Annotated in this window: 9 protein-coding genes; all 9 read right to left on the bottom strand. The window is 49.8% G+C overall.

From position 1 onward, the window contains the following. Positions 1 to 83: 83 nt before the first annotated feature. The 9 genes from KTQ90_RS03515 to KTQ90_RS03475 all read right to left on the bottom strand — a co-directional run bounded on the left by KTQ90_RS03515 (position 84) and on the right by KTQ90_RS03475 (position 17,406). Entirely contained in the window at positions 84 to 2,450 is a 2,367-nt protein-coding gene (locus tag KTQ90_RS03515; protein ID WP_217317224.1) for a hypothetical protein, read from the bottom strand. 3 nt (positions 2,451 to 2,453) lie between these two features. Further along, positions 2,454 to 6,965: a hypothetical protein gene (locus KTQ90_RS03510; RefSeq protein WP_217317223.1), complete on the bottom strand. Its 4,512-nt coding sequence runs from the start codon at positions 6,963 to 6,965 to the stop codon at positions 2,454 to 2,456. A gap of 4 nt (positions 6,966 to 6,969) precedes the next feature. Continuing rightward, positions 6,970 to 7,437, bottom strand: coding sequence for a hypothetical protein (locus KTQ90_RS03505; RefSeq protein ID WP_217317222.1), 468 nt, complete (start codon positions 7,435 to 7,437; stop codon positions 6,970 to 6,972). 96 nt (positions 7,438 to 7,533) lie between these two features. Then, complete coding sequence (locus KTQ90_RS03500) at positions 7,534 to 14,775, bottom strand: hypothetical protein (protein WP_217317221.1); 7,242 nt, start codon at positions 14,773 to 14,775, stop codon at positions 7,534 to 7,536. A 196-nt stretch (positions 14,776 to 14,971) separates the two neighbouring features. Beyond that, a complete protein-coding gene (locus tag KTQ90_RS03495) occupies positions 14,972 to 15,361 on the bottom strand; it encodes a hypothetical protein (RefSeq protein WP_217317220.1) in 390 nt (129 codons plus the stop codon). Beyond that, positions 15,247 to 15,687, bottom strand: a complete 441-nt coding sequence (locus tag KTQ90_RS03490; RefSeq protein WP_217317219.1) for a hypothetical protein — start codon at positions 15,685 to 15,687, stop codon at positions 15,247 to 15,249. The genes KTQ90_RS03495 and KTQ90_RS03490 overlap by 115 nt, the downstream gene beginning before the upstream one ends. Before the next feature lie 122 nt (positions 15,688 to 15,809). Next, a complete protein-coding gene (locus KTQ90_RS03485) occupies positions 15,810 to 16,394 on the bottom strand; it encodes a hypothetical protein (RefSeq protein WP_217317218.1) in 585 nt (194 codons plus the stop codon). Positions 16,395 to 16,432: 38 nt separating this feature from the next. Next, positions 16,433 to 16,840: a hypothetical protein gene (locus KTQ90_RS03480; RefSeq protein WP_217317217.1), complete on the bottom strand. Its 408-nt coding sequence runs from the start codon at positions 16,838 to 16,840 to the stop codon at positions 16,433 to 16,435. After that, positions 16,837 to 17,406: a hypothetical protein gene (locus KTQ90_RS03475; RefSeq protein WP_217317216.1), complete on the bottom strand. Its 570-nt coding sequence runs from the start codon at positions 17,404 to 17,406 to the stop codon at positions 16,837 to 16,839. Before KTQ90_RS03475 ends, KTQ90_RS03480 begins: the two co-directional genes overlap by 4 nt. Positions 17,407 to 17,408: the final 2 nt, after the last annotated feature.

The raw sequence follows: 17,408 nt of genomic DNA, 5'->3' as shown, positions 1-17,408 counted from the left end.
TTGTTATTTACCACTCTCCGCTTGCGTGCCGCTTGACGCTCGCTTTGCTCGCGGAGAGATAAAGATTAAAAGAGATAAAGAGATTAACAAGCGAATACTGGCAGAACGTAGTACGAGTTCGACTTGGCGTTGTTGCTCGCACTACTACTGAAGCACCACGCGCCCGTAGCATTGCCCTGCGTAGAAGTCCAGCGGTACTGTTTCATCACAAAGTTGTAGTATGCAGTAGCCACCTCCTCTCCGTAAAGCGCCGTGAGCACCTGCTTGATGATGCCGATATTCGCTATATGCACATAGTCCTGTCCGATAGACATCAGGAAGCCGTGCAGCTCATGTCCTGCGATGCTGAATATCTGCTCATAGGCGCAGTCGAAGGCAGGCACGCTAAGGCTGCGCTCTACAGCCTCCTGGCGCACGAGAAACGACGACGACTCGCCGTTGTAGTAGTTCGCGTCCTTCGTGTTGTTGCCGTTAAGCGCGATGCTGTCGAACTGCAAATTCTGCGTACACCATGACTTCTTCGGGAGTGCCGTAGGAGCCAGCATGTCGGATATTCTTATCATAAACGTGCCTCGGTTCAGCGTGAGGGTAGCGTCCGCTACCTTGATAGCCACCGCTTCTTCTGCGGTCTTGCCAGCCGCCTGCCACTCCTCAAGGTAGTATTCGTTGAGGTTGTCATCGATGACAAATATGCCAGCGCGGAACTGATACATCTTGTAGTCGATAAGACGCTGCGGCACACTCGCCGTGTATGTACGAGTATTGCGGTTAAGACTCACGCTGTAGCCGTCCTGATTCTCGACGTTGACAGTAAACTCCTTGCCGTAGGGCACATACAGCGACACCTGACCCTTTGCGTCAGCATTGTAGGTAGTGTTCTTGCGGTCTACCGTCACCACTACTGGCACGCCCTCGTATGCAGCGCCCTTGCCGTCGGTGTACTTCGTTACCGTCACCACTACGTTCTCCATGCTCTCCTCGTCGTAAGGCTTGTAGTCTACATCGATGTTGCGGGTTGCGAGCACTGCTGTATAGCCTACAGGCGCAATAGGCTGCGCATTGCCGTATTCAGGGAACGTTACCTGGTAATAGTTTCCTCGGTCGATGGTAAACGTCGCCTTGCCTTCGCTGTTGGTGGTGTATGTCTGAGGAGTCTTTCCGTTATTGAGGAACACGTTAATCTTTACACCTGCTACTTTAATGGAATCCACAGTAGAAGTAATAGTTACCGTCACTTCCTCATCGGTGTTCACTACGTCTACCGACTTTGTTTCTCCGTTGCGGTTAGTCACAGAGATAGTAGAGCCTTGCAGGTTTACATTTACCCTCTCTGCTTCCGTAGCCGCTGCGGTCGCCTTCTTCCCTGCCTCTGTTGTTACGGTCGCTGCATCAGTAGCTGCCTGAGTAGCAGAGGACGTATTAGATATTGCTTCAGATACACGTTTCTCACGCTCCGCGTCTGCCTTTACTCGTTCCGCCTCGGCTGCCTGGCGAACTGCTTCCGCTTCATCCCTTGCCGTTTCCTTACGTATGCGCTCAGTTTCAGACTCCTGGCGAATACCCTCTTCCCGGCTGCGTGAGACCTCGGCTTCCGCACGCTGTCCTTCTGCTTCCGCACGCTTCACCTCGGCTGTGTTTGCTTTTTCGGTTGCCGTGCTTGCTGCATCTGCTGCACTGTCTGCCTTACTGACAGCTGCGTCTACGTTCGCCGAAAGCTCCGTGAAGGTTGTCGCTCTCTGTTTTTCTGCTGCGACACGTGCGGTTTCTGCCGACACTCGCCGTTGTTCCGCAGTGACACGCTCGTTCTCGACCATGTCACGCTGTGACTCCGCTACTTTTCTGAAGTCTTCATTGTCTTCACGTTTAACTTCCGCTGTCCGTCGAAAACTCTCGCTCTCGCTACGTTCGCTTTCTGCTGACTCGCGTGCGGTTTCTGCCGACACTCGCTGTTGTTCCGCAACAGTACGCTCGTGTTCGTTAGCCTCGAGTATCGCGTCCGTCTGTTTTGCTGTTTCTACGGCTATATTAGCATCGGTTATGAGCTGCGTCAGTTCTGCCGTCGGAGGCAGGATAACAAGCGCCGTGTTCATCTCCACGCTGTCCTCGCCCTCGATAAGCTCGCCGTTGAACGCCGTATCGCCCGAAGCGTTGTTGTCCACAATTGCAAACTGCTCGTACTCCTTGCTGCGCCAGTCATTGCCGAAAATCTTGCCGCGCACTTCCAGGGCGTATGTGCCCACTGATACAGCGTCGCCTTCAACACGCGCATTGATGATATTGTCCTCCGTCGTGTCGATAGTGTAGCTCAGAGCCACACGCCGATACTGGTTTACGATGTTCACAACGATGTCCGTGCAGGCAGGCAGCGGAAAAGCCACCTGCTCGCCGTTCACTATCTTCTTTACCGGTATGCGCAACGTAAAATCATTGCCTCTAACTATTTTCTTCATATCTTATTCTTTTGGTTGTTCTTCTTCTGTTATTGTCGGCTCGTCAGCAGTAGGTTCTGTAGATTGTCCCGTTGTTGCATCAGATTGTTTATCAATAACGCTAAAAAACTCTCTAACGCTGCCGTTCCATGATATTCGACATTTTTTAGAACCTGTAAGATAGCAGGTCACTATCGCACCATACCCCCTTTGAAAATACTCTACACTTGTGGGGAAATCAAGCTGCGTATATCCTATCAAAGTCATTTCAGCATCGCTATTATTGACAACAACAATGGTCTGTCCGATGTACGCCAGAGCCTCGTAGACCGTCTTCGTGCTCAGACTGCCCCAATAGTATTCTTGAGGCATATAGAAAGGTGGAACAATAACAATATCAGTGTTGAACATAGCTTTTATGTTTCCCGAAAACATCACAAAGCTGCCCGTCTTTTCAAAGTCAATCTGAATATGTCCAAGAGCCAGTGCCGGTACGTCTGAAACGTACTCCTTTAGGTTCTCAGGAGTTATCTCTGTCATCTTTTTGCGGATAAGTCCCGAGAACACACCTGCGCCAACCTCAAGCAATCCTTTCTCGTTCACGCTCGCGGTTGTCTCGCCGCTATTATTACGCACCTCGAACTTGTCCGCAGTTGCCGTTATCTTGCCGTTCTCGATGTCTATGCCCGTAGATTTTAAGTTGGACTCCAGCTTGCCAGCTTCCGTCTTGTCGTAAGGCGAAAGGCTCCAGCCACCATACTCTGTGCCCTCCATGAGCATCGGACGACACACGTTGATAGTACCGTTCTTGCGAACAGCTGTTTCTATCAGTAGCCTTGAGCAACCACTGGGCACTGTTATTTGACTCGTGTATAGTACCCAGTCACTAACTGCTGTGGAGTAATCGCTCGCCTTGATAACGGTACTTTCGACACCATTATCGAAGCGTTTGATAGAGTAATACGAGCCGTTATCAGTAGCCCTTATGACCTTTACCCAAATACTGAAGGTGTATTTTTTGCCAGGTGTCACACGCACATCCTTGAAGTATAGACCAGTCCATGTGTTCGCAGTCGCTCCCTGCGCATTGAATACTGCGTAGTTTGAGCCGCCAACACCGCCACCGTTTACTATATTCACTGCCTGCGAGAGACCGGCAGCAATCTTTATGATGTCATCCCATGGACGTAGGGCTGAGCCGACGATGCAGTTCTTCAAATTCGTGGTCGTTTCAACCTGTAGCGAGATTTTTTCAGTTGACTGCTCTATCTTCGATACCTTATTCTCAGTATTCGTCTGCTTCTGTGCAAGCGAAGTGATACTCTCTGCGTTCTGCGTTAGAGTAGTGTTTATCTTGCCTATCTGCCCATCTACCTCCTGCTTGTTTGCGGTTACCGTAGAACTCAGTCCGTCAACGTTCGCTACAATCTCTGCAAGCGTAGTTTCCTTTGTTGTGTCGCCGTCCTTCACCTTTAGCTTAAACATTGACGCAAGCGCATAAATCTCGTCGCGTGACACCACGAATATCTCCTTGCTGTCGAGTGTATAGTCGTTCACGCCCTTGTACAGCTTGATTGACGGAGAATCAGAGCCGTAAGCCGAGAGGTACAGCACTGACTGGCGTGTCACATCGGTTGTATTGCCCATCTGAACAAGCTCGTCGCCCACTTCGGGCTGCGAATCGCCGTAGTTGCCTCCAGACAAAGCGAGGATGTCGATGTAGTCCGTGCCGACCAGCAGCACTCTGCGCCAGTAGTATTTGTTCTTTGCATTCGCCGTCGTGTCCTCCTTTATGTTGAACGTCTGGCAGCGCACAAGGTCGTTGACAGCAAACGGGTTTGTTATCTCCTCGTCGCCTCGCTTCGTTAAAAACGAACAACGGTAGACGTCGTATCGCAAGGGTGTCGGTCCGTATTCGGGTAGCAACGTGCCCTTTTTCAAGAAGTCCACCTTGTTAATCTTCATCGACGCAGGCGACAGGACTATCTCGCCACCCACACTTTGCAGCTCGCGTATCACGAGCTTCACGAACTCCGCAGCCTTGCGCACAAGCAGGTGGTCTACCTCCAGATAGCTGTCTTCGCTGTCAGAATAATTGCCGAGTTTGAAACCCGAACCGAGCGCACCCGAACGGAACGCAGCCGACACAACCTCTTTGAGGGTGGCGATGCCGTCGGAGGAGATGCCGAGGACATTGCTGTCAGACTGCTCGCCAAAAGCAATACCTTCCCAAAAGCGGATAAGTTTCTGCGCGACATCCTGTTTTGTCTTTGAGAGAAACAACTTCGAGCCTTCACTCGCGATATATTCCTTAACCTGTGCAGGCGTAGTGCCGCCACCGCTACCTCTGCCGAGCGCGGTTATCTGTTCCTGCATCTTTTGCAGCGTGCCTGCCTCCTTGTCTTCACGCAGACTTACCTCGTATGACGGTATCTTTCCGTTTTCCTCTTTGATTGTCAGCCTGTCGATGATTATTTCCGCGTCAAGTCCGAGGTCTTCATCCTTGAACGGCATAATGTCGCCCTCCTTGATTGTGTCATGTATGCTCTTTACTGCCCCCGAGGTGTCGGCCATTGCCTCGTCATGCTGACGGGCCATAAAGATGTCATAAATCTTCGGTGCGTAGGTGTGTCTGGTGTGGTCGTTCTCTATAAGCCATGCAATAGCGTAGCGCAGCAGCTTTTCGGAAGCAGCTTCAACGTACTGCACAGGCAGCTCGATTCCCGACAATACGAAATGATCGCCCTTGCTAATCTGAAAGTCCTTGTACGGAAAATACAGACCGATGTCTTTCACTCGCTGCAACGTGAGCACCCAGCGACCGTTCTCTTTTATACTTCCCGACACCTTAAACTTTCTGCCGGCACACATTCCGTCCGTCATAGTAATGGAGAAGTCGCTCTGCTTTAAGGCGTCGATGTCGAAGTTCACCTTTTCGTTAAGCTCGACCTTGCATGAAGGAGCATCTTGATCATCCTTAAATACGCCGTTGTCCTCTACATTCGTGCCAACCGCGATTTCGTCAATGCGCACGCCGTCCACCTCCATCTCCTTGATTGTCGGAAATATTTCTTCCTTCTTTTCTTTTATATCTTCCGTATCGAAGAATACACTGCCGGGACGCACGCCTATGGTGTCCGCTGTAGCCGACTCGACCCAAGGGCGGTCGGTTCGTGTTGAAAAGCGAAGCTCGGCGCCGGTAGGGTTTAGCGACGCGTGCTTGTCAGTGTGGCTGTTCCACCACTCCTGCAACGACATCTGCGGAAAGCCTGGCAGCATTAAGCGTGAGCACGCCATGTTGTTGGGCAGATGGTCGGTAGCGTAGTCTTTCCTGTTGTCGGGGAAAGCCTCCTTGTTCACTCCGCTTACAAAATGAATCATCTTTGTTGACTTTACCGACTCGTAGTATTTTCTTGCGTCGGCTACCGAGTTTTCCTCGTTCGTGCCGCCCGCAACGCGCACTTCGATACGCTCCTCGAAATACGGCGCACGAAGAACCGTTACCGTAGCCTTGACGACAACGCCGCCGTCATGCAGACTGACGGAGTACCGCGAGGAGCCTTGTCCGTCGGAGATATGGTTGGTGAAATACGCCGACGCTTTTTCAACATTAAGACCACCAAGTTTGATGTCCGCTGCATACCATGTGGTATGATCGAGAAGCTGTATCGTATCCGCGAAGTCGGCCCACACCTCCATATTCAATGTTGCGTAGTATCTGTTGGGTAGGTTTTTCTCCGAACCGTATGCCCTCATTCTCGTGACAATCTTCTGGTCGCTTTCTGCGTCCTGGTTAATCTCGACAAGTCCAAATGCTGCGCCGTACTTGAACGTGTTCTGCATAAGCAAGCCCGATGTGTCAACGAACACCTCTCTGTTTCGCGTTATGAAGTTCACGTCGAACTGGGAGTTTACCAACGCAAGTCCTTCCCATACGGTCTGATTCTGTACACTGATTGAAGTTGAGTCTATCTCGGTGTCTGCAACACCAGTGTCCTCTTTGGTTGTATCGCCACCATATATCTCTTCCCATCTTGCAGCCTCGCAGCCTCGTGTCTGGCTTCTCTTCCAGTTGCGTGAATAGAACTTCCATGCTTTGTCTCCGAACTGCTCGTTCATGTTAGCTTGCAATCTGTCAAGCAAATCGTCAAGTGATCCGATATAGAAAACAAAGTCGGGTAGGGCGGTGTAGTGCAGCTGTGCCTCGTCGTTCAGCACGACATCAAGAAACTCCGCTCTTGCCAGCTCGTCGGACAGGGAGTTCAGCTTTATGTCTGAATACTTGAACGAGTCGCCGAGGGCGTTCTTGCGGCCCTGCTTTATCTTGCCCGGGTCGTAGTTCAGCTCGAAGCGCTCGTTTCTGTAAATCAGGTAGTCGCCGATTGAGAAGTCAATGGGGGCCTCGTTCTCTATTGATACGGATACGGAACACTCTCCCATCCACTCGCCGTCGTATGTCAGCGAATGAACGGAAATTTCCTTGCCGTTGGCGTCACGCAGTGGCGTACCGTCCTTATGATAAAGTTTCCATTCCATATCTCTATTTGCTTAATGTTACTTCCGTTACGGGGTCTTCAACTCTCAACACTGTAGAGAACGTTACCACATCTCCCTCGTCGTCGCGGTGCAGGTTTGCGTCGTCTGACACCTTCTTGAGGCGGATGTGTCTTCTTCCCACCTTAGTCCAGTCGCAGTACATCTTCATTTTCATGCCGCTACCGTCGCGTCCGCTCAGGTAGTTCAGAAACTTTCTTATTACTGCGTTAGCTGAGAACTTGTCGCCCTTGCAGCACCATTTCACGGTCATGTCGTATGCTGCGAATTTAAGGCTGTCGCCGAGATATGAGTCTTCTCCATCCTCGTCTTTCCAGTCCTTTACTACAGACTCCTTGACCTCCATGCCGATGTCGAACGGTATGGAGGCGCACCACACGTCGAAGTCAGCTACGGTCTCTTTTACCACCGCTCCCGCCTGCTCTTTTTGTATGAAGACATTGTAGTGTTGCATAAATATACCTAATTTTCTCCAAAAATAATAAAAAGCGGATAATTATACAAATTAATATATAACTATCCGCGTTTTTAACAATAAATATCCACTTTATCAGCTGATATAGAGCTTTTTTCTGCCACTTGTAGACACCGCGTTCATCCAATCCATCATCCGATCGAGCTTCTCGTTACGAGCCTCCGCAAGCATGACTATCTGCGTGAGCTGCCCGAGCTGCGCTTTCTGTATCTGACCCATTTCGGGAAGACGCATCTTCAATAGTTCTCCGATGTCCTTGACCTGGGCGCGGTTGACACTCACGTCAAGACGGATGGCGTTGACGTAACTTGCGAGAATATCCGCGGTTTCCTCCGTGATGTTCTTGATGCCATTGGTCACACTTCCATCGCCGGTTGCCGAAAGGTCAAGACCTCTGTCTTTCAGGCTCTCCAGTATCGCCGTGATGTTGTACACCGCGTCGTCCGTCTGCTTGTAGAGTTCATCAGCAACGTTCACGACATCCTCAGGTTCAAGTCTGCCTTTCTGCTCGATGGTCGTAGTGAGCGCTTCAAGCGGACCTTCAAGAGCCTTTTCCATAATCTTCTGCGAGAGAATGTTTTTGGTGAGGTCTTTCACCATATCCCTAGCCTTTTTCTTGTATGCGTCAATGGCGTCCTCACCTTTTCCCCATGCGCTTACAACTGCGTCGGTCAGCTGGCTCGCCCACGCCTTCATGTCTACGCCGTAGATGTCCTTGAGGAAGTCGGTTGCAAGCTGTTTGATGGTCGTTTCCATCTCCTTGATTTCCTGCTTGTAGTCGGCAATCTTGTCCTTGTCCTTCTTCTTCTTGCCCTGCTCGGCGTTGAGCTGTCGTTGCATTTCGTCCTTCTGCGCCATGAGGGATGCTTGCTCCGCAAGGAAAGCGTTGTCGGGTTCGGCAAGCGACTTCTTGGCTGCGTTGTAGGTGTCACTTGTGTACGGGCCGTTGTAGCCGATAAGCACGCCTGACTCCTGGAGTTTCAGACCCTTCTCGTAGTTGTCCGTTACTTTCTTGAGTGTCGCCTTCGTGTCCTTATCCATCTTGTACGAATAGACACCGCCGAGAGTGTTCTCTATTGCCGTCTTTACATCGTTGCGCAAGCGCTCAAGTTCTGTGATGTTGCGTTCGGCGAGCTTTATCTGGCGTTCCTGCTTTGCGTCATGCGCCGCAGCGAAAGCCTTGAACGGAGAGGTGAAGATGCCGACTACACCCTGAATGACGCCGCCGACATTGCCTGACATAGCGCTTGTCGCGATGGAAGAGATAGAATTGGAAATGCCGTTGAGAGAGTCAAAGAACGCCGTTGCGTCCTGCCATGCGTTACTCTCAGTATCTACGCCGAGTGCGCTTGCCGTGTCCTTGATGTCGTTGAACGCAGCTACAACACCTTGAATATTGGCGTTTATTTTGTCAGCCGCTACGCTTACCGCAGACATGGCTTTCTTGAACTTGTTCGCAGCCTTCGCTTCCTCCTGTCCTTCCTTAATCTTATTCTCTCCCTCTTTTGCCTTCTTCTTGCCTTCCTGCACTTCCGCAGTAGCTTTCGCAACGCCGTCCCAATCACTGTTTTTCAGCGCGTCTAATAGTCTTGTCGTAGCCTCCTGCGCAAGTCTTTCACCCTCCTGCTTCAATGCTGCGCCCGCGGTGATTTTCTCGTTGGCGTTCTGAACGCGCTGTTCTGCAACGCCGCTCAAACCTGCATTGAAGAAGTTTTTCTTGCCGCTTGAGAGTTTATTCAACTGCTCGTCAAGCTGCTGTATCTGCTTGCCGTACTCGCGAGCGTCAATGGTTCCGTCAGCAAGTGCCTGATTGATGTTTTCGCGTATCTGCGAAGCGATTTCGGATGCCCGATCCATGCCGAGCTGCGACACCGCTCCAAAGAACGTGATATAGTCGCTGCTCTTGTTGAAGGCTTCCGTTTTAACGGAGTTCACTTCCTTGTCACGCTGGCGCGCGTAACGATATGCAAGCCCGTTATCGCCCGCCTCCTTTGCTTGTGCAATCGGAGTTTCGTACTTGGCGTAGATGGCGGCTATCTTCTCCTGCGTGCTCGCTGTCTGTGCGATGATGTCCGCAGCCTGCTGCAAGCTCTTGACATAATTATCCTTTACCAAGGTCGTTATCTTCTGCCAAGCCTCAAGAGCGAGAGGTGTGTCCTTATACAGAACCTTCGCGTCGGCTTCGGTCATTCCGAGGTTGACATCGTGGCCGAAGTTCTTCTTGAAGTCCTCCGCCATCTTTCTTGTCTGCTTATCCCACACCGCGCCGTCCTGAAAGGCGAGTTTGGCGAAATCCAGACTGCCTGTCTTCTCGTACAGTTCCTTCTGCAAGTTCGCCTGCTTCACGCCTTTCTCCAGGGCCTCCTTGAAGTTTGAAGCAACTCGTTCCCATTCGGGTTTCAGCTCCTCGGAGAAGCGCCACTCAAAGTTCTCCTTGTCGAGCTGCGTTCTGAATTTCTTTCTGTCATTCGTCTTGTCGAAGTTGAAACCGTCTTTCAGTCGGGCGATGCTGCCGGAATAATTGTCGAGGTCAATCTTCTTCCAGTCCAAGTCCTTATACAGACCGAATACCTCGTTCTTTGCCTTCGCACGGCTCATGCCGGCCTCTTTCCTCAACTTCTGGTAAGCCTGTCTCGCAGCCTTGAAGTCCTCAAGCTGTCTTTTCAGCTCATCAAGCTCCTTATCATCCTTCTTGTCGCCCTTGTTCTTCGGAACCTTATTGGATTTCCTGTCCTCGGGGATAAAATTGTACCCGAAGCCTTGCAGAACCGCCTTGTGCAATGTTTCGTAGTCCTTCTTGGCTTCCGCGATGCTCGCCTTTGAGGGTCCACCTTTCTGACGTGACTCCATTTCATCATAAAGGTCTTGCAAAGCTGAATGGGCGTTGTTCTTGGTCTTGTACCATGATCCTTCTGCGATATAGCTTGATATGAGGTCATAAGCCTTCTGGTTGCCTCTCAGATTTTCAAAGACACGCTCCTGCATAACGGTTTTTCCAGTCACCGAGTTTTTATTGCCGCTCGGCTCAAACTTGAAACTCGTAATCTTTTCGAGTTCTTTATTAATTTGCGGTATCAGCCATTTTGCTTCATCCATTATTTGCAGAAGCATGTTTCTGAACCGTTCAGGATTCTGTTTACACCATTTTTTGAAGTCATTGCCGTACAGACCGAGGTGTTTCTTTATCGTATTGAGTATCCTTGGAACGTCATCATTGGCAATCTCGTTGATGTCCGACGTGACATCATTCGCCTTGTTGCCAAGAACCTTTATAGAAAAGCCAATATTTTTATTCCACTTCACCATATTGGCCTGGAATACCGCCCATTTCTGTCCGCCCTCATCTGCCAGTATGCGTATCTTGTCCTCAAGCGTCTTGCCTGCGCCTGCTGCACCAAGGATGGCGCTTGCGACACTATCCATCTTCGATTTTGTCAGTTCGTCAAACGCCGACAATTTCAGCTGGTACGCATCGGTGGAGTGCTGCAAGTCCTTCAAGTTCTCCTCAATGGTGTCGTTGAACGGATTTCCCGATTTCCAGCCACCCGTAGAACCTATTGCGTCTGCAATCACGCCAGCATCGCCCGACGCTACGTTCTTCGCGTTCTCGACACCCTTTCGAAGGATGTCATACTGCTCATTGAGGTCTTTCGCCTTTTTAATCTGTTCATCAATAGTCTTCGTGTAGGCGTCGCTCTTTATAAGCAACTGCTTCATGCTGTCAATTTGCTTTTTCAGCTCTGTGTCCGTTGTGCCCTTCTTTGCGCCCAGGGCATCATAGTAGTCCTTCATCCAGTCAGAATCTGGAGCCTGCAAGCTCTCCGCCTTCTCCTTTATCGCGCTGAACTCGTTGTAGATGCTCGATATAACCTGCGTGACAGCCATAAATGTCAGTCCGACCCAGCCGCCCACAAAGCTCAACATGCCTTTCAGCTTCGAGCCGGTCATATTCATTACAGCAGCCATTGTACCGCCTTTTAGAATTATCTCTCCCTGTCTTGCGGTTATCTGACCCATAATGACAAGCTGGTCAATTAACTCTTTTGTGATAAGACCTTCCCTAACGGCTTTTTGCATCTGCAATATAGACAACTTACCCTCCAGTGCAAGTCTGCCCATTACCGCCTGTTGCGTCTGCACATCGGCGAGCCAATAGGCTCTTTTCTGAACGTTCTGCGTCGCTATTTCCTGCGTTATCTTTCTTTCGAGAACGAGCTGCTGCTGTTCTATGGCGTAATTGCGGAGCTGTATCTTGGCCTGGTCGTTCAAATTCCTGCCGATTGAACCGATACCCAAGCGCGAAGAAGCAAGACCGAACAGCTTCTTTGACAGGAACACGCTCGCAAATGTCAATAGGGCAGGGCTTAACTTGTCTATCGTCAGAAGCAAATCCGTAGCGCCTTTTATCGCGAACATAAAGGTACCGCCGATGACGTTCTTGCCTTCCGCGAACCTACTGAGCATGATTTCCCATGCGTCCTTCAACTTGTTCCACTGACCCAGAAGCGTTTCACTCAGCACCAGCTGCATATTGTAGAACTGACCTCCCTCGTCTGTCATCTTCCACAATACCTTCTGAACATCCTCGAAGCTGACCTGACGTTTGGAAATCATCTCCTTGACATCGCTCTGCTTGTAGTTGGTCTTGTTGTTCTTACCCTCAGAGTTGTACAATTCAGTTATCTTCTGCAACAGAGGCAAGCCTGCGTATGCAAACTGACGCAACTCCTTACCATCAAGCCATGAACGCGCCTTTACCTGGCCGTATGCCAAGCCCAATCGCTCGAAGCTGACTCCAAGACCTGACGCAATATCCGCAAGTCGCTTGGTTGTGTCATACAAAGAATCGGCTTCCACTCCGAAAGCTGCGAGCTGCTTGACATCTCGATTCAACTCGCCGAACTTGAACGGAGAACGCAATGCAAGCTCCTGCGTCTGCGCAAAAAGCTCATCCGCTTTTGTGACATCACCCAAAATGGAGCGCAAAGCTATATGCTGCTGTACAATCTCGCCGCCCGTCTGCACAATAGCGTTGAAAAGCGACTGCGCACCGTACACAATACCGCCCTGCAAAAAGAGAGACTTTATGTCATTCAGCGTGCCGTGCATCTTGCTCGCCTCTGCATTTGCGCCCGCAAGAGCTGCCGCCAAGTCGCTACGCACCTTTGCCGCTGACTTCGCTATCTCCTGCTGGCGTTCACGCTCCAAGTCGATACCCCTGCGTATGCCTTTGTTTATAGCCTCCTGTGCCGCTGCGTTCGTTGCTTTCTGGTCTTGCAGCACTCGTCCCGCCAGCGTTGTGTCGTGACCTGTACCGACACTTCCTATACGGCCAACGTCACTCATACTGCCAGCTTTAAGCTCACGGTGCATTATTTTAAGATAGCGCATAATGTTGATAAGACGATGTATCTCAGCCTCCGCTTTGCTCACGTCGGCTCCCAACGATATACCGCGGCTAAACTCACGTCTGAGCGCCCTTACCTTATTGCCAAGCGAGTCGTAACGAGCCTCCGTTGCCTTTATTTCAGATAATCTCTGCTTGTTGTCGCGATCTTCCTGTCTCCTTTGCTCGCGTTTCGCGGCTATAGCCTTGTTCACACTCTCTGCCGCATATCGGTTCGCCTCCCTCTCTGCCGCCGCCGCTCTCTCTGCCTCTCTCTGACGGGCCTGTATTCTCCGCTGCACAGCAGCCTCCACAATAGCCACATTTCGCTTCTCAGCAGCCTCCGCCTCCTTGTTCGTCGCTATCGTCTTGCCCTTCTCCCTGCCATATTCACGCTCGGCATTTGCCGCAATCTTCATTGTCTTGGCTATATCCGAGAACAAGTTCTCCATATAAGCCTTGTCCGTAAGTCTATGACTATTGTCTCCAAATAGTCTGTACGTCTCTTGGAGTCTACGTTTCAGCTCATAAAAGTTTTCTGGCAGCATGTCTGTCTTATAGCCCATCTTCTTGCCCTCATCCATCAGACGCTGCAAATCTCTCATCTTCGTTTCAAGATTTGAGATGGCTGTCCAAGCTCTGTCAGCACCGTTGGCAAACACAGACAGCGGATTTTCTTTGGAGAACGAACTAAGCAAGCTCCGAATCTCGCGCATTGTACCGCCCAAAGCCTTAGGCATATTGCCCAAAACCATCAATCCGTCTACGCCATTTTCGCTAACGATTTTTCTTAGGGTGCCATAAAACTCGTCAAGAAGAGTCTTGCCTCTTTCGAGTTCCTTGGTATTTACGTTTGGCTGCTTTGCCCCCGTCGCATTAAGTTCGTCTTTTTTTAAGCGAATCTGCTGTATGATGTCAAGATATATTTGAGCGTTCTTGATTTTTGCTTCCAGCGATTTCACTTCACTATAATCTGGGCCTTTTTTACCCGGATTTGTCTCGGCTTTACTCTTGAGGTTTTTTAGTTTTATTTCGAGCGCCAATAACTCTTGCGAGTATCTTGCTGTCTTTTTCGCAAGTTCGTCAAGCGACATTCCCGCAGCATTTCCGCCTACAATTTTGTTCAGAACTTCGTTAATGTCGCGAGACGCTTTCCCTGCGGCGTCGCTTAGCCCACTTAACGACTTTTTCTGTTCCTCGACTTTTTCTGTGACCCTCGTCGCATCGTTAAGCATTTTGTCAAGCCCCTTGTCCTCAACGAACGGCTGTATCTTTGGTGCAGTCGCAGCCTTGCTTTCTGCTGCACTCTTTTCCTTCTGTGCAGCAGAGGTAGCTTTTAGCTGCTCCTCCTGCTTCTTGAGGGCGTTGGTCTGCTCATTGACGGCTTCTGCATTTTTCTTGGTCTGTTCCTCTGCTCTCTTTCCTGCATCTGCAACGGCGTTGGTTTCCTTAGATACCCCCTGTGTAGCTACGATGTATTTGTACTCTATGTCTGTTACCTTGCCATCGAGTGTGTTTAACCACTTGTCGATTTGCGTGTAGTTCTTGATGGGGGACTGAATGAGGGATGTGCCTTCGTTTATAAGACCTTGGAGCTCTTGCCGAATAGCCTTTAGACCACTGGCTGTCGGTGCGTCGGCAAATTTCAAATGATTTTGCAGCGACGCAATAGCATCAATAGCTTCTCTACTTTGATATATTGTGCTTTGCAGGTTAAAACCAGAGTCAGACAAACCCTTTTTTGACTCAATGTTAGTCAGAGCGAACTCAAGTTGCTGCACAAGTTTGGCGCACTGCTGTAATTTTCCTATATTTAAATCTTCCGTTATACCCTTCCAGCCACCTTTGGTTTTCCCAATCACACCTAATACAGCCTGCAACTCCTTTGCTTCGGCAGACGTATCACCGAGAGCGTTTTGAATTTTTTTCAAAAAACTTATATTCTTCCCCGATACATCCGTATCAGCAAGTTTTCGCAAATTCTCCTGCGCTTTCCTGGTTTTTGCATCAACGCCAGTCATGCCATCGGCAATCTTGTTCAACTCCTTAGATACTGTTTCTTTGAGTCCAAGGCTCATCCATAAATTTCCAACGTTTCCGTCTGCCATATCCTGAAATATTTATCGTTTAGATTTTGTTGTTTAAATAATCGGAGAGGCTAATCTTCTTGCCAACAAGACTGCCCTCCTTCTCCTTCTTCTTTACCCAGTTATCCCAAAGGTCGTCCATTTCCTTTGCGGTGTGCTTGACACTACCGTCGGGGTTGCGTTTCTTGTCTTTCTTATACACAATAATGGGTTGGTCTGCAACCATGAGGTCTATCTGTGCCGAAGTGTAGCCCCACCAGTAGTCGTATGCCTTGATGCCGTAGCGCGTGGCAAAGAGGAACGGGAACTTTTCGGCTAACGAGAAGGCTGCTCCCCAGCTTGTCCTGCTCGGGTAGCTTTCACTTCTTTCTTCGTCATCGTCATCGCCAGATCCGTCATCCCTGTCGCTAATATGGTAGTCAGCGAGCACACTACCAATGGTACTTTTTTTTTAGCTGCGTCAACGACCCTCAGAACCTCGATTGCATCCAAGTCCTTGATATAGTACAACCAACGCCAGTAAGCCCAGTAGAAGAAGCGCAGCTTCCAAAAATTATTAAGAAGAACGATGGCGCACAGCTTTACGCCGCGCTTCCACTCGTCTTCCTCATTCGCTGTGACGTGCGAAAACTTTCTTATCGCACCTCGTTTAAGCCAACCGATTTTGCGCTTTTTACCCATGAACACTACCGCTTCGGGTTCCGCCTCCAATACGCTGTCAAGAGCTTTCTGCAACTCGTCACTGGGCTGTTCCATCTTCTTTTCTTCCATGTTGTTTTCTTGATGTTAAGTCTTGTAAAAACAAAAGCGGAAAACCGCGGCCCTTGATAAGTCCGCCGCTTTCCGCTTCATGTTTAGATGAATACCGCTTTCCGCTGTTAAGCTGCCGCCTTTGTAAGCCAAGCGATGCTCTTCTTGCCTGCGCCCTCGATAGAACCAGAGAACTTGAACGCAACAGGCTTGGTGCCAGTGTCGTCCCACTGCAAGGTGGCGTAGAGGGCGATGTTGGTGATGACCATGACGTTTGTCTTGGTATCGTCAACGATTGCGATTGTGCCCTGAATCTTGAACTTCTTAGGCTCAAGAGCAACGCCGGTAAAGCCAGTTGTCGCGTCGAGCTCGGTGTCGCCGGTCTTCAAAGTGACCTTTGTAAGTTCGCTCACCGCATCGTTGCCAAACATCGCAGCGAGCAGATCCTTTGCCTTTGACGGAACAACGAACTCAACGTTGAAGTCGCCAAGCTCGGAGGTTGTCGCCCAGTCGCCTGCAAGACCGATAACCTTGTAGTGGTTGATGGTTGGGTCTTCCATTGTCGCCTTCAGTGAGTCAACCTCAACAGGCAGTTCGAGGTCTGCTGTAATGTCGATAGTAGCCTTGCTGAGGTCTGTGATTGCCTTAGCGTACAAAAGTGTCTTAGGGCCTACAAAGAGGTCCTTCAACTCTTCGATTTTCTTCATTGCCATAATTCAAAACTTTTTTAGTTAAACCTTAATTTTTGCGTTTATTTGGTTCTTAACGAGCCCTGTATTATCGTTACCGAAAAACCGTCGCCGTCGTCCGTTTGCAGAGTGACACGCGGCTTGGTTACGATGATGTTGTCTGTTGAGATTGGAAACTTTGTCATTACCGCACTGACCTTCTCGGATACCGCAGACACGTTCAACGTATTGGGGTTCCTGGCGGATGTCTTGTCACGGACATATATCTCTATCTGCGCGGTAGTCGTATAATCGTTGAAACTGCCGTCGTCGTTCATCTCATTGTTGTAGATGCTTGACGGGAAAGACACAACGATATAGCTGTCGGGCCTGTCGCAGACAGACTTCGGGCGGTTTCTTGGATAAACCTTGTCGCAGATGCCTTTTACGGCATTGCCGACATCGTAGTATAGTGTCTTTATGCTTATCATATATAGCAAATTTTTTCAATCTGCGGCATGGCGTCGCGTACACTGGTCAAGACATCGTGCCCCATCTTGTCTTGCACATAGTCCGCGTAAACCATTGGCGCAACGACAATAAGAGAGTATGTGTCCCTTTTCCACGGTTTCACCGACTTCAATTTCTGAATAGCAGCTTGTCTTCCATCAACACGTCCGGGACCGATATTGCCTATATACTTGCCGGGTTCTCCACTCTTGGTCGGGAAGACTGGTACATCATCCCACCATCGTGTTACAGACAATTTTTCTCCGGGACTGAGAGATACTCTTACTGGCTTTTCTATCCCCATGTCCGCAGCACCAACAACCCTAACAAGTTCGCCCCTGTAGTAGATACCGACTGCAAACGAGTTTATGAGGTTTCCTGTAACAGAAATGAAATCTCTTTCAGCATACGCTGTCCTTAACACCTCTGTGGCCATCTTCTCCATGTTTTCGAGCATCATCTCTTTTGTGTACTCTTTCACATTTCTGAAAAGACGGAAAAAGAGCTGGTCTGAATATTTGCCGTGAACTGATTTTAAAACCGCCATAC

The sequence above is a fragment of the Leyella stercorea genome, from assembly GCF_019052365.1.
GTDB lineage: Bacteria > Bacteroidota > Bacteroidia > Bacteroidales > Bacteroidaceae > Prevotella.
This window is presented reverse-complemented; position numbering and strand designations above follow the sequence as displayed.

What these genes read in the sequence shown, in the direction of transcription:
- KTQ90_RS03515 (WP_217317224.1), bottom strand. Translation starts at nt 2,450, where the DNA reads ATGAAGAAAATAGTTAGAGGCAATGATTTTACGTTGCGCATACCGGTA.
- KTQ90_RS03510 (WP_217317223.1), bottom strand. Translation starts at nt 6,965, where the DNA reads ATGGAATGGAAACTTTATCATAAGGACGGTACGCCACTGCGTGACGCC.
- KTQ90_RS03505 (WP_217317222.1), bottom strand. Translation starts at nt 7,437, where the DNA reads ATGCAACACTACAATGTCTTCATACAAAAAGAGCAGGCGGGAGCGGTG.
- KTQ90_RS03490 (WP_217317219.1), bottom strand. Translation starts at nt 15,687, where the DNA reads ATGGAACAGCCCAGTGACGAGTTGCAGAAAGCTCTTGACAGCGTATTG.
- KTQ90_RS03485 (WP_217317218.1), bottom strand. Translation starts at nt 16,394, where the DNA reads ATGGCAATGAAGAAAATCGAAGAGTTGAAGGACCTCTTTGTAGGCCCT.
- KTQ90_RS03480 (WP_217317217.1), bottom strand. Translation starts at nt 16,840, where the DNA reads ATGATAAGCATAAAGACACTATACTACGATGTCGGCAATGCCGTAAAA.
- KTQ90_RS03475 (WP_217317216.1), bottom strand. Translation starts at nt 17,406, where the DNA reads ATGGCGGTTTTAAAATCAGTTCACGGCAAATATTCAGACCAGCTCTTT.